22 protein-coding genes are annotated in these 20,140 nt (G+C 45.4%); 16 read left to right on the forward strand and 6 right to left on the reverse strand.

From position 1 onward, the window contains the following. Positions 1-38 precede the first annotated feature (38 nt). On the forward strand, positions 39-758 hold the full coding sequence (locus M1D94_RS05975) for a pseudouridine synthase (protein ID WP_014480587.1): 720 nt from the start codon (positions 39-41) through the stop codon (positions 756-758). Between the two features lie 121 nt (positions 759-879). Here the strand turns inward: M1D94_RS05975 and M1D94_RS05980 are convergent, their stop codons facing one another. Further along, on the reverse strand, positions 880-1,101 hold the full coding sequence (locus M1D94_RS05980; RefSeq protein ID WP_003152337.1) for a DeoR family transcriptional regulator: 222 nt from the start codon (positions 1,099-1,101) through the stop codon (positions 880-882). A 289-nt stretch (positions 1,102-1,390) separates the two neighbouring features. Here M1D94_RS05980 and M1D94_RS05985 point away from each other — a divergent pair, with 289 nt between their 5' ends. Further along, positions 1,391-2,101, forward strand: a complete 711-nt coding sequence (locus M1D94_RS05985) for an ABC transporter ATP-binding protein (RefSeq protein WP_042977616.1) — start codon at positions 1,391-1,393, stop codon at positions 2,099-2,101. Further along, positions 2,098-3,255 (forward strand): ABC transporter permease, encoded by a 1,158-nt coding sequence (locus M1D94_RS05990; RefSeq protein WP_257435783.1) that lies wholly within the window; start codon positions 2,098-2,100, stop codon positions 3,253-3,255. The genes M1D94_RS05985 and M1D94_RS05990 overlap by 4 nt, the downstream gene beginning before the upstream one ends. Positions 3,256-3,293: 38 nt before the next feature. Here M1D94_RS05990 and pbuO read toward each other — a convergent pair whose 3' ends face one another. Further along, positions 3,294-4,592, reverse strand: a complete 1,299-nt coding sequence (gene pbuO, locus M1D94_RS05995; RefSeq protein WP_003229234.1) for a hypoxanthine/guanine permease PbuO — start codon at positions 4,590-4,592, stop codon at positions 3,294-3,296. Between the two features lie 96 nt (positions 4,593-4,688). On the opposite strand from pbuO, the gene pepV reads away from it, so the two are divergent. Further along, positions 4,689-6,080: a dipeptidase PepV gene (gene pepV, locus M1D94_RS06000; RefSeq protein ID WP_021480325.1), complete on the forward strand. Its 1,392-nt coding sequence runs from the start codon at positions 4,689-4,691 to the stop codon at positions 6,078-6,080. A gap of 33 nt (positions 6,081-6,113) precedes the next feature. Here pepV and cysK read toward each other — a convergent pair whose 3' ends face one another. Then, a complete protein-coding gene (gene cysK, locus M1D94_RS06005) occupies positions 6,114-7,049 on the reverse strand; it encodes a cysteine synthase A (protein ID WP_003229237.1) in 936 nt (311 codons plus the stop codon). 148 nt (positions 7,050-7,197) lie between these two features. On the opposite strand from cysK, the gene thpR reads away from it, so the two are divergent. The 5 genes from thpR to M1D94_RS06030 all read left to right on the forward strand — a co-directional run bounded on the left by thpR (position 7,198) and on the right by M1D94_RS06030 (position 12,826). Then, positions 7,198-7,749, forward strand: a complete 552-nt coding sequence (thpR, locus tag M1D94_RS06010) for an RNA 2',3'-cyclic phosphodiesterase (protein WP_021480324.1) — start codon at positions 7,198-7,200, stop codon at positions 7,747-7,749. Positions 7,750-7,774: 25 nt separating this feature from the next. Continuing rightward, positions 7,775-8,689 (forward strand): hypothetical protein, encoded by a 915-nt coding sequence (locus M1D94_RS06015; protein WP_003229241.1) that lies wholly within the window; start codon positions 7,775-7,777, stop codon positions 8,687-8,689. A 48-nt stretch (positions 8,690-8,737) separates the two neighbouring features. Further along, entirely contained in the window at positions 8,738-9,667 is a 930-nt protein-coding gene (locus M1D94_RS06020; protein ID WP_021480323.1) for a YegS/Rv2252/BmrU family lipid kinase, read from the forward strand. Between the two features lie 25 nt (positions 9,668-9,692). Continuing rightward, positions 9,693-11,849, forward strand: coding sequence for a type I pullulanase (gene pulA, locus M1D94_RS06025; protein ID WP_456270455.1), 2,157 nt, complete (start codon positions 9,693-9,695; stop codon positions 11,847-11,849). A 179-nt stretch (positions 11,850-12,028) separates the two neighbouring features. Then, positions 12,029-12,826 carry a phosphotransferase family protein gene (locus M1D94_RS06030; protein WP_009967993.1) on the forward strand — a complete coding sequence of 266 codons (798 nt, stop codon included), beginning with the start codon at positions 12,029-12,031 and terminating at the stop codon, positions 12,824-12,826. Here the strand turns inward: M1D94_RS06030 and M1D94_RS06035 are convergent, their stop codons facing one another. Continuing rightward, a complete protein-coding gene (locus M1D94_RS06035) occupies positions 12,827-13,105 on the reverse strand; it encodes a YtzH-like family protein (protein WP_003237926.1) in 279 nt (92 codons plus the stop codon). Between the two features lie 206 nt (positions 13,106-13,311). Here M1D94_RS06035 and trmB point away from each other — a divergent pair, with 206 nt between their 5' ends. The 3 genes from trmB (at position 13,312) to M1D94_RS06050 (ending at position 16,651) form a co-directional block, all read left to right on the forward strand. Beyond that, the gene (gene trmB / locus M1D94_RS06040; RefSeq protein WP_153256978.1) at positions 13,312-13,953 is read left to right on the forward strand and encodes a tRNA (guanosine(46)-N7)-methyltransferase TrmB; all 642 of its coding nucleotides are present in this window, start codon (positions 13,312-13,314) and stop codon (positions 13,951-13,953) included. A 69-nt stretch (positions 13,954-14,022) separates the two neighbouring features. Then, on the forward strand, positions 14,023-14,868 hold the full coding sequence (locus M1D94_RS06045) for a YtnP family quorum-quenching lactonase (protein WP_456270456.1): 846 nt from the start codon (positions 14,023-14,025) through the stop codon (positions 14,866-14,868). 82 nt (positions 14,869-14,950) lie between these two features. Next, entirely contained in the window at positions 14,951-16,651 is a 1,701-nt protein-coding gene (locus M1D94_RS06050) for an NAD-dependent malic enzyme (protein WP_103803267.1), read from the forward strand. Positions 16,652-16,703: 52 nt separating this feature from the next. On the opposite strand, the gene M1D94_RS06055 is transcribed toward M1D94_RS06050, so the two are convergent. Next, on the reverse strand, positions 16,704-17,021 hold the full coding sequence (locus M1D94_RS06055; protein ID WP_014477682.1) for a PepSY domain-containing protein: 318 nt from the start codon (positions 17,019-17,021) through the stop codon (positions 16,704-16,706). Positions 17,022-17,179: 158 nt separating this feature from the next. Between M1D94_RS06055 and M1D94_RS06060 the strand changes: the two genes are divergently transcribed. After that, positions 17,180-18,253: a M42 family metallopeptidase gene (locus M1D94_RS06060; protein ID WP_014480574.1), complete on the forward strand. Its 1,074-nt coding sequence runs from the start codon at positions 17,180-17,182 to the stop codon at positions 18,251-18,253. A gap of 54 nt (positions 18,254-18,307) precedes the next feature. Here M1D94_RS06060 and M1D94_RS06065 read toward each other — a convergent pair whose 3' ends face one another. Next, a complete protein-coding gene (locus tag M1D94_RS06065; RefSeq protein WP_003229263.1) occupies positions 18,308-18,754 on the reverse strand; it encodes a YtoQ family protein in 447 nt (148 codons plus the stop codon). A 77-nt stretch (positions 18,755-18,831) separates the two neighbouring features. Between M1D94_RS06065 and M1D94_RS06070 the strand changes: the two genes are divergently transcribed. From M1D94_RS06070 to M1D94_RS06080, 3 genes are read left to right on the forward strand one after another with little or no spacing between them, the layout of a single operon-like run. Then, on the forward strand, positions 18,832-18,948 hold the full coding sequence (locus M1D94_RS06070; RefSeq protein WP_004399150.1) for a hypothetical protein: 117 nt from the start codon (positions 18,832-18,834) through the stop codon (positions 18,946-18,948). Positions 18,949-18,986: 38 nt separating this feature from the next. Next, entirely contained in the window at positions 18,987-19,310 is a 324-nt protein-coding gene (locus M1D94_RS06075; RefSeq protein WP_003229265.1) for a thioredoxin family protein, read from the forward strand. A 14-nt stretch (positions 19,311-19,324) separates the two neighbouring features. Further along, positions 19,325-20,134, forward strand: coding sequence for a DUF1444 domain-containing protein (locus tag M1D94_RS06080; RefSeq protein WP_009967991.1), 810 nt, complete (start codon positions 19,325-19,327; stop codon positions 20,132-20,134). Positions 20,135-20,140 lie beyond the last annotated feature (6 nt).

The following is a 20,140-nucleotide window of genomic DNA, read 5'->3' on the forward strand; positions in this document are numbered from 1 at the left end:
CATGCTGCGGGCTTTCTTTTATAAAGGAGAGATTGGGAATGAGACTTGATAAGCTGCTTGCCAACAGCGGGTATGGTTCCAGAAAAGAAGTCAAAGCCGTTGTAAAGGCTGGAGCCGTGATGATCGACGGCAAACCTGCCAAAGATGTAAAGGCGCACGTTGATCCTGATACGCAGGAGGTGACCGTATACGGGGAACCGGTTGATTATCGAGAGTTCATTTATCTTATGATGAATAAACCGCAGGGCGTGCTGTCGGCGACTGAGGACAGCCGGCAGCAAACAGTGGTCGATCTGCTGACGCCGGAGGAGATGAGATTTGAGCCATTTCCAGCCGGCAGGCTTGATAAAGATACAGAGGGCTTTTTGCTGCTCACAAATGATGGCCAGCTCGCACATCGGCTCCTTTCTCCTAAAAAGCATGTTCCAAAAACGTATGAAGTCCATTTAAAATCACAGATTTCTAGGGAAGACATCTCCGATTTGGAAACGGGTGTCTACATAGAGGGCGGCTATAAAACAAAGCCGGCAAGAGCGGAAATCAAAACAAACGACAGTGGCAATACCGTGATATACCTGACAATTACAGAAGGAAAATACCATCAGGTCAAGCAAATGGCAAAGGCAGTCGGCAATGAAGTGGTTTATCTGAAGCGGCTTTCGATGGGACGCGTTTCCCTAGATCCCGCTCTGGCACCCGGAGAATACCGTGAGCTGACAGAGGAAGAGCTTCATTTGCTCAATGAGCCGCAAGCATGACAAAAACCCCGCATATCGAATGCGGGGTTTTATTTATAAGCACACAAAAACAAGGCTCAGTAGTTTCTGCGCCCTATTATCTATCGGGCCGCTCTCAGGCGGCCCTATGTAATTTTTCAATTTATGAGGTAATCTTTACTTTCTTTCTCGTTGTCTCCCACTTGCCACGGCTTGGACTATGAACAAGATCATTATATGCCAACACATTTAAGTCTCTTTGAATCGTTCTAGGTGTAATGCCGAATTCGTCAACCAGTTCCTGTGTTGTCACAAGACCTTTTTCTTGGATAAACATGTAAACTGATTTGATTCGAGTTAGCATACGGTTTGTTGAAGGTTTCAAAAAACCACTCCCTATCATAAGATCGGATGGACTTGACTAACCACAACTCACGACTATCAACTGCGTACGAAATAGCAACAAAGGCAGACATCTGTAATTGTTATAATAATTCGCCCTCATTATACACGATATTGCAGTGATGAATCTAGGGATAACTCCTATTAATTTTTTCCAATTCGCGTTGGGCAGCCATCCTTGTTGGATTACTATGTATTTCGGCTCAATATTATTATGGTTAAAGAAACTTTTTTTATTCTGTTTCGTAGTAAATTTTGGAGGTGGGAGAGTTTTGACAAATTTGCTTGAAGCTTCAATAGAACAGGCCGGGTATACAAGCCGAAAAAAAGTGCTCACCGATGTTTTTCTGGAAGTCAGAAAAGGGGAACTGGTTGGACTGATCGGAGCTAACGGCGCCGGAAAAAGCACCGCAATCAAGGCGATACTCGGCCTTTCAGAAGATTTTAAAGGGCATATTGCCTGGAACGACTGTTCATTTGCATATATTCCGGAGCATCCGTCCTTCTACGAAGAACTGACGCTGTGGGAGCATTTGGATCTGATCAGCACACTCCACGGCATTGAAGAGAGTGAATTTGCGCATCGGGCCCAAAGCCTGCTGCAGACGTTTTCGCTTGATCAGGTCAAACATGAGCTGCCTGTCACCTTTTCGAAGGGCATGCAGCAAAAACTAATGCTTATCCAGGCCTTTCTCTCTAAGCCGGATATGTATGTGATTGATGAACCGTTTATCGGCCTTGATCCGATATCGACGAAACGCTTTGTGGACATGCTTAAGGCTGAAAAAGAACGTGGAGCCGGAATTCTTATGTGCACGCATGTACTCGATACCGCGGAAAAAATCTGTGACCGGTTTTATATGATTGAGAAAGGTTCATTATTTCTCCAAGGCACGTTAAAAGATATTCAGGACAAGACCGGATTAGAGGGGCAGTCATTGCTTGACTGTTTTTATAAGGCAGTTCAAGGTGATCGGCCATGAACGGGCGTACGCTCTTTTTTCGAAGGCTGTTTGACTATTACAAGTATCAGTTTAAAGTGTTGCATGCGGTCATTGACTGGACAGTCGCTCTCTATATTGTTTTGCCGGCGATTGCTTTTGTCATCTATCAGTATATTGATTTGATGAATGGAAGAGGCCTTCTTTATGAGTGGTCTGAAGTGGCGGAGTGGAGATGGCTGTACGCTGTGTGTGGGCTGATCATGTTTACAGGCTCGATTCGTACATTTTTAATGGAAGCGGACAAAGTGTTTTTGCTGCAAAAGAAAGAAATCATCTATCAGCTCAAACGGTACGCGCTTTTGTATTCTTTTCTCGTCACGATGGCTAAATGGCTGCTTCTCTTTTTTATTGTCCTTCCCTTGATCAGTCATTCTGTTCACATCACATTCGCAGAAAGCACTGCTCTATTGTGTTATTTGTTTGGCCTTCATATATTCTTTTTATCCTTAAAGCAAGACAGGATCAGAAAGCCGCGCTCTATTTCGAGATGGATTGGCGATATTTTTGTCAGAGCTATATTTTTTGCTGGTTCTGCTATCCTGATTGTTTTGACTCAGTGGCACTTGCTTGCGCTTTTTGGCATTTTATTTTTGCTTTTCTCAGTTATCCGCAGTTTGAAAAAGACGGCTTCGTTCACGGCTTTTGAAGCTGAGGTGACTGAAGAGAAAAAAAGCAGGCTTGCCCTTGCAGGACTTGTGATGATGATGAGTCAGGAGGCGGGAATGCCAAAAGTAAAAGACAGGATGAGAAGAAAACCGTTATTATACCGAAATTCAAAAAGGATATTTAAAAGACGAACGATCTGCACAGGCTATAAGGAATTGTTTTTTAAAGTCATGCTGAGGAATGGCGAGTATGCGAGGCAGATGTACATGCTATTGTCAGCTTTCACCGTTCTCATATTTGTTTCCCCAATTTGGCTGAAGGTGATTGCGCTGCTGGTCTATACAGGTGTTTGCCGTTATATCCTGACGCTTATTTTTGACAAGGTCATGGATGCCCCTTTTTTAATTGGCACCGATAAGGAAAGTGATGAATATTATCGGGCCAGAAAAAACTGTATCAACATCCTGCACTATGCGTTTGCCGCCTGTTGTTTTTTAGCGGCCGCTGTCTCTTTATTGTTTACATAAAAAACCCAAACGACGACGTTTGGGTTTTTTGGTCTATGTTATAAAATAAACAGCTGGATGAAAAACAGAATGGCGAAAACGATGACGAGCGGATGAATCTCTCTCCATTTTCCCCGCGCCGCTTTTACGATCGGATATGAAATAAAGCCAAGCGCAATTCCTGTTGAAATGCTGGATGTCAAAGGCATGGCCAGAATGACGAGAAACGCTGGAAATGCCTCGTCCATCTCTTTCCAGTTCATATTGGAAACCGAGCCCATCATCAAGCTGCCGACGATAATCAAAGCAGGCGAGGTGATGGCGGCTATACCGGACAAGGCGCTGACAAGCGGACTGAAAAACATTGAAGCCGCAAACATCACAGCCACAGTCAAAGCCGTAAGCCCCGTTCTTCCCCCGGCTGCGACACCGGCGGAAGATTCGATAAATGCGGTCGTCGGACTTGTGCCGAAAACAGCTCCTACTGTCGTCGCTGTTGAATCAGCAAGCAGCGCTTTTCGCACGTTAGGCAGCTTGTTGTTTTTCATCAGCCCGGCTTGCTCGGCAACTCCGATCATCGTGCCTGTCGTATCAAAAATGGTGACTAATAGAAAAGAAAAGACGACAGCGTACAGGCCGTGATGAATGACATCGCCAAAAGCGGTAAATGGATTTGAGATCATCAATCCTTCCGGCAAATGAGGAAGTGACATAAATCCCTTTGAAAAATGGAGCTGACCGGTGAAAAAGGCGATCAAAGCGGTAGCTGCCATTCCGATAAATAAAGCGCCGCTTACATTCAGCACCATCAGGACCACGCTGATCAAAAGGCCAACCAGTGTTAAGATAACACCAGGTGAATGCAGATTGCCGAGAGTGACCAGGTTTGACTCATCAGCTGCCACAATGCCCGCTTGACGCAAACCGATAAAAGCAATAAACAGCCCGATCCCTGTTGTGATCCCGTATTTTAAATTGTTTGGAATCGCTTCTATAAGTTGTTTTCTTAAAGGCGTTAACGATAGAATAATGAAGAGAACCCCTGCTGTAAATACTGCGCTGAAAGCTGTTGCGTACGTGATGCCGCCATCGCTTGCGCTTACGACATGAAAGGCTAAATAAGCGTTCAAGCCCATGCCGGGCGCAATAGCAATCGGATAATTTGCTGCCAGGGCCATCCACAGCGTTCCGACAATGGAGGCAATAATCGTTGCGGTGAACACCTGGTCGAAAGGAACCCCGGCGTTAGCCAGAATGACCGGATTGACCACGACGATATAGACCATTGTGAAAAAGGTCGTCAGCCCTGCTATGATTTCTTGCTTTATGGATGTTTGCTGCTCTTTTAGATGAAACATAGTATCCTCCAATTACGAACGTTTTAACAAAACACCATTAATATTATTCGTTTTATTTGGTTTTTGCAAGTCATTTCTTGCGGAAAGGGGATCATTATGAACTGGGAAGTTGAAGTGATCAGAAAAAAAGAGGATTTAATTCGTGATACGCAGGAATTTTTGAGAATCAATAGTGTCATGGACGAAACAACCGCCGGACCCGGTAAACCGTTTGGAGAAGGGGTAAACGCCAGCCTGACTTCATTGCTGGAGCTTGGAGAAAAAGAAGGCTTTACAACAAAAAATCTTGACGGCTTCGCAGGTCATATTGAATGGGGGGAGGGCGATGACATTATCGGCGTACTTTGCCATGTTGACGTCGTGCCGCCGGGAGATGGGTGGACGAGTGATCCATTTTCAGCTGAAATCCGCAACGGACGGATTTATGCAAGGGGCGCCATTGATGACAAAGGCCCGACAATGGCGGCATTCTACGCGCTGAAAATCGTGAAAGACATGAATCTGCCCCTGTCCAAGCGAGTCAGAATGATTATCGGAACAGATGAAGAAAGTGATTGGAGATGCGTAGAGCATTATTTCAAGCATGAAGAAATGCCAACAATGGGCTTTGCGCCTGACGCCGATTTTCCGATCATTAATGCGGAAAAAGGGATCATCGATGCTTCTTTACTTATTCCACACCGTCCAAATCAAGCAGAACCAAAGGCAGTGCTTGTCTCGTTTCAATCAGGCCTTCGTTTGAACATGGTGCCTGATGCTGCGGAAGCTGTTATTGAAGGGCCGAAAAATGAAGAGATTCTGTCTTCATTTAAAGACATGCTCCGCACGACGGACCAAAAAGGGGAAGCTGCAATAGAGAACGGACAGCTCATTTTGCGTATGTACGGTCTTTCCTGCCATGCGATGGAACCGAACAATGGGATCAATGCCGGCATTTTATTGTGCGAATTTCTCCAGCAGACTGAGCTTGACGATGCAGGAAAGCGGTTTGTGCAAGTTGTGACAGATAAGTTCTCAGGTGATACAAGAGGAAAAAAACTGGACATCGACTGTGAGGATGAAATCAGCGGTGAGCTGACATTAAATGTCGGAACACTGCGCTATAAAGAAGGGCAAGGAGGCGAGCTCGGGATCAATATCCGCTATCCTGTGACAGCTGAAAGCAAAGTGATCCGCGATGCATTCGAAAGCGCATCTGAATTTGAGCTGGGAGAATTCAAAGACAGCAAGCCGCATCACGTGTCCGCAGATCATCCGTTAGTCAAAACCCTGCAAAAGGTTTATGAAGGCCAGCTGGGTAAAAAAGCTGACTTAATCTCAATCGGCGGGGGGACATATGCGAGATCCTTAAAAGCCGGTGTCGCGTTCGGCCCGCTGTTCCCCGGACGCCCTGACAGCGCACACCAAAAGGATGAATATATCGAAATTGATGACCTGCTGAGATCGACAGCGTTATATGCTCAGGCCATTTACGAGCTTGCAAAATAAAAGGACCGGCTTCTGCTGAAGCCAGTCCTTTTTTTAAATAAATGACCATAAATCAGTTGATAAGTACCGTTCTCCTGTATCAGCTGTCATGCAGACCACAACTTTGTCAGGAGAGAGGCGTTTCGCTGTTTCGATTGCCGCGAAGCAGGCAGCGCCTGATGAAGGACCGACAAGAATTCCTTCTTCAGCAGCAAGCCGTCTTGTCGTCGTATACGCGTCTTCATCAGAGATTTTGATAATTTCATCATAAACGTCTTCATTTAAAATCGGCGGTATAAAGCCTGGGCTCGTTCCTACAAGTTTATGCGCGCCAGGTTTTCCGCCGGATAATACAGGCGAACCCGCTGGCTCAACAACATGAACCGTGATATCCGGAAAAAGCTCTTTGAGCGCCTCACCTGTTCCGGTAATGGTTCCGCCCGTTCCAGAGGAGGCGACAAAAGCGCCGAGCGGTTTTCCAATTTCCTCTATTGCCCGGGCGATTTCAGGCGCTGTTGTTTTCCGGTGCGCATCAGGATTAGCAGTGTTATCGAACTGCATTGGAATATAGCTGTTCGGAATTTGTTCGGCAAGCTCCTTCGCTTTTTTGATGCTGCCCGGCATTCTTTCCTCTCCGGGAGTTAATACAACCTCTGCACCGTAAGCTTTAAGCAGGTTGATCCGTTCCTTCGTCATCGTATCAGGCATAACTAAGATTGCTTTATATCCGCGTGCTGCCGCATTCATGGCGAGCCCGATTCCGGTATTTCCGCTTGTCGGCTCTATAATAACTGATCCCGGCTTGAGTAAACCGTTTTGTTCAGCTTCTATGATCATTTGATAAGCGGCTCTGTCTTTCACACTGCCGCTCGGATTGAAAAATTCAAGCTTTAAATAGACTTGTGCCGCATTTTCCGGCTGAAGCCGATTCAATCTCACTAGCGGTGTATCTCCTATCAGATCAGCTGTGTTTGCAACGATTTTCAACATTGTCATTCCTTTCTGAATAAAACAAGTGTCATATAATATCCTAACATAATAAACGTTTGTGCGAGAGTGTTTTCATACACTGTTCCTCTATCCGCACAGCCTCTTTATTGATAAAATAATAGCTGTCAAAGAAGGGAGTGTCAGACGGATGCCAGATATACGGCCTCATTATTTCATCGGCGTTCCCATACCTGAGGGAATTGCAAATCCGATCTACCAGGCTGCGAAAAACGAACCGGTATTGACGTTTCAAAAATGGGTGCACCCGCTTGACTATCATATCACGTTAATTTTTCTCGGAGCGGCGGATGAGACACAAATAAAGAAGCTTGAAGTTTCGCTAGCAGAGATTGCTTCAGAAATTGACCCATTTTCAATTGAGTTTGACAAGATAGATGTATTCGGCGACCGCAGAAGGCCGCGCGTTTTACATCTGGAGCCAAAGAAAAACAAAACGCTTGATAGACTGCGGGAACATACGAAGCAGGCTGTACTTCAGGCCGGCTTTCAAGTGGAAAAAAGACCGTATCATCCTCATATGACGCTGGCAAGAAAATGGACAGGCGAAGAAGGATTTCCAGCTCATGTTCCGTTTGAAAGCGGCGAAGTTTCGATGATGGCTGAACGATTTTCGCTCTTTCAAATACACTTGAACCAATCACCAAAATACGAGGAAATATTCAAATTTCAATTATCTTAATTCATTGCGGAGTGGAGAAACAAACATGGCACAAATCATCAAAATTCATGATTATATATCAAGATATGAGCTTGATCCGTACCATTATATCAACCAGTTTGTACGTCTGAAAAAAGAGCGCTGGCTTTCACTAGTAGAAGCAGCGGAGCGACAGCATGAAGAAAGGCAAGCCAGTGCTGAAGAACCGGAACCGGTGCAGAAACGAAAAAAATTTTCATTGAAAAGAAGAAAAGAAGAGATAAAAGCCGATATACAAGAAGAGAGACACCAATGGTTTGAGGACGAAGAAGATATTCATGTAAGGCTCCCGAAGAGCAGGGTGGCGCTTGCTTCTTTTTATAAAAGACATTTATATGATTTTCAGCTCAAATGGGCAAGCTCTACTCTTTCAGAAATATCTCAACTCTCAAACCAGGTGAAGCAGGACCGCATTTTGCGTTATCTGACCCAGCAGCTGCCTGATTCTTATTTTATTATGTATAAGCCTGTGCTGAAAATTCAGCAGGCGGCGGTTGAATTAAGCATTGTGATTATTTCTCCTCTGGAAATTTATTGCGTTTCTTTTTTAGAGGCTGAGGAAGACAGTGTCTACATAGGGTCTAAAAATCGTTTTTGGGACAAGAAAACAGCCTCTCAGACTGCATCAGTGTTAAATCCAGGGCTTAGCCTGTTTCGTACGGACTCGGTTGTGTCAAAGATCGTAAAGGAAAAACAGGCTGAGATTCCGGTTCGAAAATTGCTTCTGAGCAGAACGTCGTACATCGATTACCCGGAGCCGCCATACGGCTTAGAAATAGCGGATAAGCGGAGCGCGGAAGAATGGATTGAGCGGCAGAAGAAAAACACTGCTCCGATCAAACATCATCAGGTAAAGGCTGCAAAGGCTCTATTGTCTTACTGCATGTCTGACTCCTATCGCAGACAGGAGTGGCTGGAGTAAAAGAGAACGATTTGAGCGGTTTTCTCATAACATAAGCAGGTGAGAAAGATGAGCCATTGGTTTTTTATTATTAACCCGACAGCAGGACATCGAAACGGCCTGCGTGTTTGGAAGTCCATTCAAAAAGAATTGATCAAACGAAAGGTTGAGCACCGTTCATTTTTAACTGAACATCCGGGACACGCCGAGGTGCTCGCCAGACAGATTTCAACGATACAAGAATATAAGCTGAAGCGCCTGATCGTCATTGGCGGAGACGGAACCATGCATGAAGTTGTCAACGGGCTGAAAGATGTTGACGATATTGAGCTGAGCTTTGTGCCGGCGGGCGCATATAATGATTTTTCGCGAGGATTCTCTATTAAAAAAATCGATCTGATACAGGAAATCAAGAAGGTAAAGCGCCCGTTAACAAGAACCTTTCATTTAGGGAGCGTCAATTTCCTTCAGGATAAATCACAGATTCTTTATTTTATGAATCATATCGGGATCGGGTTTGACGCATATGTCAATAAAAAGGCGATGGAATTTCCGTTGAGACGGGTTTTTCTTTTTCTCCGCCTTCGATTTCTTGTGTATCCGCTTTCTCATTTGCACGCTTCGGCAACCTTTAAGCCGTTTACGTTAGCTTGTACGACGGAAGACGAGACGCTCGAATTTCATGATGTCTGGTTTGCCGTTGTATCCAACCATCCGTTTTACGGGGGAGGCATGAAGGCGGCGCCCCTAGCAAATCCGCGCGAGAAGACATTTGATATTGTAATCGTTGAAAACCAGCCGTTTTTGAAAAAATATTGGCTTTTATGTCTCATGGCATTTGGAAAACATACAAAGATGGATGGCGTTACGATGTTTAAAGCGAAGGACATTACATTTTACACGAAGGACAAAATCCCGTTCCATGCTGACGGAGAAATCATGGGCACTACCCCGTTTCGTCTGGCTTCTAGTCCTTCACCCCTAAGGATCAAAACATAAACGTGTTTGAAGGAGAGAGCTTCCGATGGTCAGCATCCGCCGCAGCTTCGAAGCGTATGTCGATGACATGAATATCATTACTGTTCTGATTCCTGCTGAACAAAAGGGAATCATGACACCGCCGTTTCGGCTTGAGACAGAAACAACAGTTTTTCCTCTGGCTGTCAGGGAGGAATACTCCCTTGAAGCAAAATACAAGTACGTCTGCGTATCCGACCATCCTGTGACATTTGGAAAAATCCATTGCGTCAGAGCATCCAGCGGCCACAAAACGGATCTCCAAATTGGCGCGGTCATCCGGACGGCTGCGTTTGATGACGAATTTTATTATGACGGAGAGCTGGGCGCCGTTTATACCGCGGATCATACCGTATTTAAAGTATGGGCGCCTGCTGCAACCTCAGCTACTGTCAAGCTTTCATACCCCAATAAAAGCGGGCGCACATTCCAAATGACTCGGTTGGAAAAAGGCGTCTATGCCGTTACGGTCACAGGTGACCTTCACGGATATGAGTATTTGTTTTGCATCTGCAACAATTCAGAATGGATGGAAACCGTTGACCCGTATGCCAAGGCTGTGACTGTAAATGGAGAGAAGGGCGTCGTCTTGCGCCCGGATCAAATGAAATGGACTGCTCCTCTTAAACCATTCTCACACCCTGTGGATGCCGTCATCTATGAGACGCACCTTCGCGACTTCTCCATCCATGAAAACAGCGGCATGATAAACAAGGGAAAATACTTAGCATTAACGGAAACTGATACACAAACCGCAAATGGCAGTTCTTCGGGACTGGCGTATGTAAAAGAGCTTGGTGTTACACATGTGGAGCTTCTGCCGGTGAATGATTTTGCCGGAGTTGATGAAGAGAAGCCGCTTGATGCATACAATTGGGGATATAACCCGCTTCATTTCTTTGCCCCGGAGGGAAGCTATGCCTCAAACCCTCATGATCCTCAAACGAGAAAAACAGAGCTGAAACAAATGATCAATACCCTGCATCAGCACGGTCTGCGAGTCATTCTGGATGTTGTTTTTAACCATGTGTATAAGAGGGAGAATTCCCCCTTTGAAAAGACAGTGCCCGGTTATTTTTTCCGGCACGACGAATGTGGGATGCCATCAAACGGCACCGGCGTTGGCAATGATATTGCATCAGAAAGAAGGATGGCGAGAAAATTCATTGCGGATTGCGTGGTCTATTGGCTTGAAGAATACAATGCTGACGGCTTCCGATTTGATCTCCTCGGCATTTTAGATATTGACACCGTGCTTTATATGAAAGAGAAAGCAACTAAGGCAAAGCCCGGAATCCTGCTTTTTGGAGAAGGGTGGGATCTGGCTACACCGCTGCCGCATGAACAGAAAGCTGCTTTGGCGAACGCGCCAAGAATGCCGGGCATCGGCTTTTTTAATGATATGTTTCGTGACGCTGTAAAAGGGAACACCTTTCACCTTAAGGCAGTAGGGTTTGCGCTCGGCAGCGGTGAATCAGCACAAATTGTGATGCATGGAATTGCCGGGTCTTCCGGATGGAAGGCATTAGCACCGATTGTTCCGGAACCAAGCCAGTCCATCAATTATGTCGAATCACACGACAATCACACCTTTTGGGATAAAATGAGCTTTGCGCTTCCTCAAGAAAATGACAGCCGAAAGCGAAGCAGGCAAAGGCTTGCAGCCGCGATTATTTTGCTTGCCCAAGGGGTGCCGTTTATTCACAGCGGCCAGGAATTTTTCCGGACGAAGCAGGGAGTGGAAAACAGCTATCAATCCAATGACAGCATCAACCAGCTCGACTGGGATCGCCGTGAAACATTCAAAGAAGATGTTCACTATATCCGCAGGCTGATCTCGCTGAGAAAAGCGCATCCTGCATTCCGTCTTAGGTCCGCTGCAGACATCCGGCGCCATCTTGAATGCTTGACGCTAAAAGAACACCTTATCGCATACAGGCTTTATGATCTTGACGAGGTTGACGAATGGAAAGATATCATTGTTATCCATCACGCGAGTCCAGACTCCGTCGAGTGGAGGCTGCCAAACGACATACCTTATCGGCTTTTATGTGATCCATCAGGATTTCGGGAAGACCCGGCAGAAATCAAGAAAACGGTTGCAGTAAACGGCATCGGAACGGTTATCTTATATTTAGCATCAGATCTTAAGAGTTTTGCTTGACGAAGTTTGTGCTATAGCGCTAAAATTTAAAGGACGGCTATTGATTAGCATATGAGACTCTCAATAGCTGTCTTTTTTATTTTTATACGATTCGTACGAAAAAGGCATTCGCTGGATAGACTAGAAACGATTAGCCTTAATTCTAAAATATTTTAAGAAATGATGGGTTGAACATTGATATGAACTGGTTGGGACAATTACTAGGTAGCGATTGGGAGATCTTCCCCGCCGGAGGAGCTACAGGAGATGCATATTATGCGAAACATAACGGGCAGCAGCTTTTTTTAAAACGTAATAGCTCACCTTTTTTAGCTGTTTTATCCGCCGAAGGCATTGTTCCGAAGCTGGTTTGGACAAAACGGATGGAAAATGGGGACGTCATTACGGCCCAGCACTGGATGACCGGCAGAGAGCTGAAGCCTAAAGACATGAGCGGACGGCCCGTTGCTGAATTGCTTCGTAAAATACACACATCAAAAGCCTTGCTGGACATGCTGAAGAGACTTGGAAAAGAACCGCTGAACCCGGGGGCTCTTTTGTCTCAGCTGAAGCAGGCTGTATTTGCTGTGCAGCAATCTTCGCCGCTGATTCAAGAAGGGATCAAGTATTTGGAAGAACACCTGCATGAAGTGCATTTCGGTGAGAAAGTCGTTTGCCATTGTGATGTCAATCATAATAACTGGCTATTGTCTGAAGACAACCAGCTGTATTTAATTGACTGGGACGGCGCCATGATCGCTGATCCGGCGATGGACCTCGGGCCTTTGCTGTACCACTACGTCGAAAAGCCAGCTTGGGAGAGCTGGCTGAGCATGTACGGCATAGAGCTGACAGAAAGCCTTCGGTTGCGAATGGCTTGGTATGTGTTATCTGAAACAATTACTTTCATTGCCTGGCATAAAGCAAAAGGCAATGATAAGGAATTTCATGATGCAATGGAAGAGCTGCATATCCTCATGAAACGAATTGTTGATTAATCAGGAATACGAATCCATTTGCTCTACCCATTGAGACAGGCTGTTCTGATGCTCTTGTATGTGTGAGTCGATGGATTTGGATGATATTCCTGATTGGCTGTAGCGGTAAACATCTTCAAGCACGTTTTTGAAATTTGAATCAAGCTCGGTGTTTGCCATCAGTGATTTAATCACACGCTCAAGCTGCTCGTACTCTGCGACTGTTCCGCAGCAGTCCAATTGATGGTCAGTCAATATATCCTTCAATAAATGAACTTGATGCTCATAATGTAAACCCATAACGGTACACATCCCTTCAGTATCATACGGGTTAAATTGTTCAAAACAGAGCGTTTTTATACATGTGAAAGGAGTGTTCCAGCAGACGGGACCCTCTTTTTTTATGCGCTCGGCCTTAAGAGAGATACACTGGAAAAACGAGCTTGCGGGTCTTTTTAATTCATGGTATGTTGTTAGTCGAAATAATAGATAGAGGTGTCAATCATATGAGAATGCGCCACAAGCCTTGGGCTGATGACTTTTTGGCTGAAAACGCAGATATTGCCATCAGCAATCCTGCTGATTATAAAGGGAAATGGAACACAGTGTTTGGCAACGACAATCCGATCCATATCGAGGTTGGTACAGGAAAAGGCCAATTTATTTCTGGTATGGCCAAACAAAATCCCGACATCAATTATATTGGTATTGAGTTATTTAAAAGCGTCATCGTGACAGCCGTCCAAAAAGTAAAAGACAGCGAAGCGCAGAATGTAAAGCTTCTGAATATAGATGCGGACACGCTGACGGATGTGTTTGTGCCGGGGGAAGTGAAACGGGTCTACTTGAACTTTTCTGATCCTTGGCCGAAGAAACGGCATGAAAAACGCCGCCTGACATATTCCCACTTCCTCAAAAAATATGAAGAAGTAATGGGCAAAGGCGGATCGATTCATTTTAAAACGGACAACCGAGGTTTGTTTGAGTACTCTTTGAAGAGCTTCTCTGAGTACGGCCTCCTGCTGACATACGTCAGTCTCGATTTGCATAACAGCAATCTCGAAGGCAATATTATGACAGAATATGAAGAAAAATTCTCTGCACTCGGCCAGCCGATCTATCGGGCTGAGGTTGAATGGAGAACGTAAAGACAGACTCTGACAGGAGTCTGTTTTTTTTATGGGCTGTTTGCTACCATGATGACAGGGGGGATGAAAATGGAAACAATGAAAATTGGAAACATCACGTTGACCTGGCTTGACGGAGGCGTGACGCATATGGACGGAGGCGCCATGTTCGGCGTTGTGCCAAAGCCGCTTTGGTCTAAAAAATATCCAGTCAATGAAAAAAACCAGATTGAACTAAGGACAGACCCTATTTTGATTCAAAAGGATGGGCTCAATATCATCGTTGACGCCGGAATTGGGTCCGGCAAGCTGACTGATAAACAAAAACGAAACTATGGCGTGACACAAGAGTCGAATGTGAAACCCTCATTAGCTGCACTCGGATTAACGGTTGCCGATATAGATGTGATCGCAATGACACACCTTCATTTTGATCATGCATGCGGTTTAACGGAGTATGAAGGTGAACGGCTCGTCTCTGTCTTTCCGAATGCAGTGATTTATACATCTGCTGTTGAATGGGACGAAATGCGCCATCCGAATATCAGGTCGAAAAATACGTATTGGAAAGAAAATTGGGAGGCTGTAGCTGGCCAAGTCAAAACCTTTGAAGACACCTTAACGATCACAGAGGGTATTACACTGCATCACACCGGAGGCCATAGCGACGGACACAGTGTCCTGATATGCGAGGATGCGGGTGAAACTGCCGTACATATGGCAGATCTGATGCCGACACATGCCCACCGCAATCCGCTATGGGTGCTGGCTTACGATGATTATCCGATGACCTCTATCCCGCAAAAGCAGAAATGGCAGGCGTTCGCAGCAGAAAAAGACGCTTGGTTTATTTTTTATCATGATGCCGAGTATCGCGCCCTTCAATGGGAGAAGGACGGAAGCATCAAAGATTCAGTCAAGCGAATGAAGCAATAGCATATTTTTATGTTTACCCTGCATGTTTTCCGGCTAATAATGCAAACCTAGTACTAATTATGCTCAGAAAGGAAGAGGCAGGGTGAAACAATTCAAAGTAACAAACGAAGGAGACATTCAAACAACATTAAGAGGCCTTGAAGTGCTCTCTGTTCCTTTTTTGAACAAAGGTGTTGCTTTTACTGAGGAAGAAAGAAAAGAACTTGGTTTAAAAGGCTTTCTGCCGCCCAAGGTATTAACAATTGATGATCAGGCGAAAAGAGCGTATGAACAATATTCCGCACAGCCTGACGATTTGAGCAAAAATGTCTATTTAACGGCGCTGCACGATCGGAATGAAACGCTGTTTTATCGCCTGTTAAATGACCATTTAGGGGAAATGCTCCCGATTGTCTACACACCGACAGTCGGAACGGCAATCCAGAGATACAGCCATGAATACAGAAAACCACGAGGGCTCTATCTGTCAATCGATGACCCGGACGGTATGAAAGAAGCATTTAAACAGTATAAAGATCAAAGCGATACGATCGATTTAATTGTTGCCACTGATGCGGAAGGAATTTTAGGAATCGGTGACTGGGGCGTCGGAGGAATCGCGATTTCTATTGGCAAGCTGGCGGTTTATACAGCGGCTGCGGGCATTGATCCGAGCAGAGTGCTGGCTGTTGTTTTAGATGCGGGGACAAATCAGGAGAGCCTCTTGAACGACCCGCTTTATGTCGGCAACCAGCATTCCAGAGTGCGTGGCGAACGCTATGACCAATTTATTGACGACTACGTTGCGCTGGCGAGAGAAACATTTCCGAATGCATTGCTGCATTGGGAGGATTTCGGGGCGAAAAACGCGCGAAGCATTTTGAAACGCTATAAAGATAAAGTGTGTACCTTCAATGATGATATCCAAGGAACTGGCGCTGTTTCTTTGGCCGCAGTCTTATCCTGTGCAAAAGCGTCTAAAGTTCCGCTGAGGGATCACAGAGTTGTTATATTCGGAGCGGGAACGGCAGGAATCGGAATTGCCGAACAGCTGCGGGAAGCATTGGTGCGCGAGGGGCTGAGTGAAGAAGAATCATACAAGCGCTTCTGGTGCATAGACAGAAACGGGCTGTTAACAGATGATATGGATCAGCTTCTTGATTTCCAAAAGCCGTATGCCCGTTCGGCTGATGAAGTGAAGGATTATCAGCGGAACGGAGACGGTGGAGGCATTGATCTTCTTGAAGTGGTCCGGCAGGCGAAACCGACGATCCTGATCGGCACATCTACAGTTTCCGGCGCTTTCACTGAAGAAATTGTAAAAGAAATGGCGTCACATGTGAAACGGCCGGCGATTTTGCCAATGTCAAATCCGACAACCCTTTCTGAAGCAAAACCGGAGGATTTAATCGAATGGACAGAAGGCCGTGCGCTGATCACGACAGGAAGCCCGTTCCCGCCAGTTGAATATAACGGAGTTACGTATCATATCGGGCAGGCAAACAACGCGCTTGTCTTCCCTGGTCTCGGTCTTGGAACGATTGTTACAAAATCAAAATTAATTACCGACGGCATGTTTGAAGCATGTGCCCGGGCAATCGCAGGTATGGTCAATGTCGGGGTGCCTGGCGCGCCGATGCTTCCAAAAGTTGAAGATTTGCGCACTGTTTCGGCAACCGTTGCTGTTGAAGTTGCAAAAACTGCAATAAAGGAAGGCGTCGCTACGGAAGAGCCTGAAGACATTATACAGGCAGTGCAGGATGCGATGTGGTATCCGGTATACAAACCGATTCGCGCGATATAATAAAAAAGAGCCGCTGCATAGGCAGCGGCTTCTATTTTTTGCTTGTCCGGTGTTAAGAGGCGATTGTATCAATGACATCAACAATTTCTCCCGTTTTCGCATCCACCATGACTTCATACTGTTCTAATTCTCCGAAAGCTGATCGTGTAATGCCGGTTTTGTATACCTGTACCGTTTCTCCGTTAATATTGTAAGGCTCCGGCTGGGTGTAAATCCATGATCCGTCAATCGGGCCCCGCTGCTTAAAAGCAGATTTTACAATTCGAAGCGCTTTTTCTGAAGAAATATAAGGCTTCATCACATATTGTTTCACAACGACAGCCGTACAAATTCCAAGTCCTGCTCCTAAAAGAAGATGACGCAATTTCAAAATAAAGCACCTCCTGGTTGATCGTACTTTTCATTATACAGAAACAGCCAAATCCTGTTAAGCAATACGCGGCTGATCGAGCAGATTGGGTCAGGGTGCTTGGAAAACTTCATTGTTTCTAATAAAATAAAAGGACTACATAGAAATGAGGGGAAAACATGAATCAAGAAACGAAAGCGCTTTTCCAAACACTGACGCAGCTTCCCGGCGCGCCGGGCAATGAGCATCAGGTTCGTGCTTTTATGAAGCAGGAGCTAGCCAAATATGCCGATGACATCGTTCAGGACAGACTGGGAAGTGTTTTCGGAGTCAGACGAGGCGCAGAGGACGCACCGAGAATTATGGTAGCCGGGCACATGGACGAAGTCGGCTTCATGGTGACATCCATTACAGACAACGGGCTGCTCAGATTCCAGACGCTCGGAGGCTGGTGGAGCCAGGTTTTGCTTGCGCAGCGGGTTGAAATTCAAACAGATAACGGGCCGGTTCCGGGTGTGATTTCAAGCATACCGCCGCATTTATTGACAGATGCGCAGCGAAACCGTCCGATGGATATCAAAAACATGATGATCGACATTGGAGCGGATGATAAGGAAGACGCCATCAAAATCGGCATTAAACCGGGACAGCAGATTGTGCCTGTTTGTCCGTTTACGACGATGGCGAATGAAAAGAAAATTTTATCAAAAGCATGGGATAACAGATATGGATGCGGCTTAAGCATTGAACTTCTGAAGGAATTACACGGTAAAGAGCTTCCGAATACACTCTATGCGGGTGCAACGGTTCAGGAAGAAGTAGGGCTAAGGGGCGCGCAGACGGCTTCTCATATGATTAAACCGGACTTGTTTTTCGCCCTTGACGCCAGCCCGGCAAACGATATGAGCGGAGACAAAAATGAATTCGGCCAGCTTGGAAAAGGCTTTTTGCTGCGCATTCTTGACAGAACGACAGTCATGCATCGCGGAATGAGGGAATTCGTTCTTGATATGGCTGAAACGCATGATATTCCATATCAATATTTTGTATCCGGCGGGGGAACAGACGCAGGCAAGGTTCATATTTCGAACAGCGGTGTGCCGTCAGCGGTTATCGGAATATGTTCCCGCTATATTCATACAAACGCTTCTATCATTCATATTGATGATTATGCTGCTGCTAAAGAAATGCTCATCAAACTTGTAACAGCCTGCGATAAGCAGACGGTGGATGCGATTAAAGAAAATATGTAGGTTTCATAAAAGCTTGTTGAACGAGCAGTAAGCTCGGATCGACAAGCTTTTTTCTTATTCTGTTTCAAATAGATAGGAAAGGGCCTTAATGGCTTGGTTAACGGTTTCAACCGTAATATTCGCTTTATTGGAAAGCTCTTTTAAAGGATGGTGGAGCGATTCCGGCCGGATGATAATCAGGGGTTTTCCTTTTGCGATCGCATATGATGCATCCATTGCCGTGTTCCACTGTTTGTACTTTTCGCCAAACAGGGCGATCACAAAGTCTGCTTTATTCATCAGGACGGCGGTTCTGAAGTTGTTGATGTCAGAGGCTTTGTCATCCTTTAAAACGGCATTTGGCTGTACGCCCATAATTTCTTCACCAATATTGTCTGAGCGGTCATGATTCTCCATTGGGCCAACAAACGTAATCGGGAGCTTCAGTGATTTTGTTTTTTCTTTAATTTCCTCGCGCCAATTGCTGTGGATTTCTCCTGCTAAATAGACGATAAACTCCATATAAAAATCCCTCCTTATGTATTCCATCTGTAAATTTTACCCTCATGTACACGATGTTAAACGAAACGAGCTTGATAATGCAAATAAAATATGATAATGATAATGGGAAAGCCAATCTTACATATTCATTCGTTGCATATAAGTGGTTTTGCCTCAAGCAGTTTGGTATGATCCAAATGGACGAGTATCGATAAAAAACATGTAAGAACATAAACAACTGGAGGGATATGAAATGAAAAAAATTGAATCAACTCAAGAGCTGGAAAAAGCGGTAAAGGATGATTGGTCTGTATTTATGTTTTCAGCCGATTGGTGCCCGGATTGCCGTTTTGTAGAGCCTTTCCTGCCTGAATTGGAAGCGAATTTCCCTGAATTCACCTACTACTACGTAGACCGTGACAAATTCATTGATACATGTGCAGAGTGGGAAATTTACGGAATCCCAAGCTTTGTGGTGTTTAATGAAGGAAAAGAAGTAAATCGTTTTGTGAGCAAAGACCGCAAAACAAAAGAAGAAATTGAACAGTTTTTAACAGACTCTCTCGCTAAAGCGTAAAGGAGGACATCGGTTTGAAAATGACCTCAAGGAAGCTGTCAGATATACTGAAGCAGCGCCTTCAGCACGAGAATCGCTCCTTTCTGTTTGACAGAGAAAAAGACACCCTCCGTGTTGAGGATCAAACGACTAAAAAAGGGATTACACTCGATTTGCCGCCGATTATTGCAAAATGGGAACTGAAAAAAGACGAAGCCATTGATGAGATCGTGTACTATGTCTCCGAAGCGATGACGGCAATGGAAGGGAAGGCTCAGGAAATGACCGGGAAAGAAACTCGCATTTATCCGGTCATCCGCTCGACTTCCTTCCCGGACAAGTCCAGCGAAGATATCCCGCTCATTTATGACGATCATACCGCAGAGACAAGAATTTATTACGCGCTAGATCTCGGGAAAACCTACCGTTTAATTGACCAGCGCATGCTTGAGAAAGAAAACTGGACAAAAGAGCGGATCAGAGAGACGGCCGCATTTAATCTCCGTTCCCTGCCGACGGTTGTCAAAGAGGATACGGTTGCCGGCAATTACTTTTATTTCTTCAGGGCAAACGACGGATACGATGCAAGCCGGATTTTGAACGAAGCGATCTTAAATGAGTATAAGCAGCATGCAGAAGGGGAGCTGGCGATCTCTGTTCCTCATCAGGACGTTTTGATTCTTGCTGACATCCGGAATGAATCGGGGTATGATATTCTAGGACAAATGTCGATGAGCTTCTTTGCAGGCGGCACCGTCCCGATTACCGCCCTTTCATTTTTGTACAATGAAGGAAAGCTGGAACCGGTGTTTATCCTGGCGAAAAGCCGTCCGAAAAAGGATTAGAAAGGA

Source organism: Bacillus sp. JZ109, from assembly GCF_053903135.1.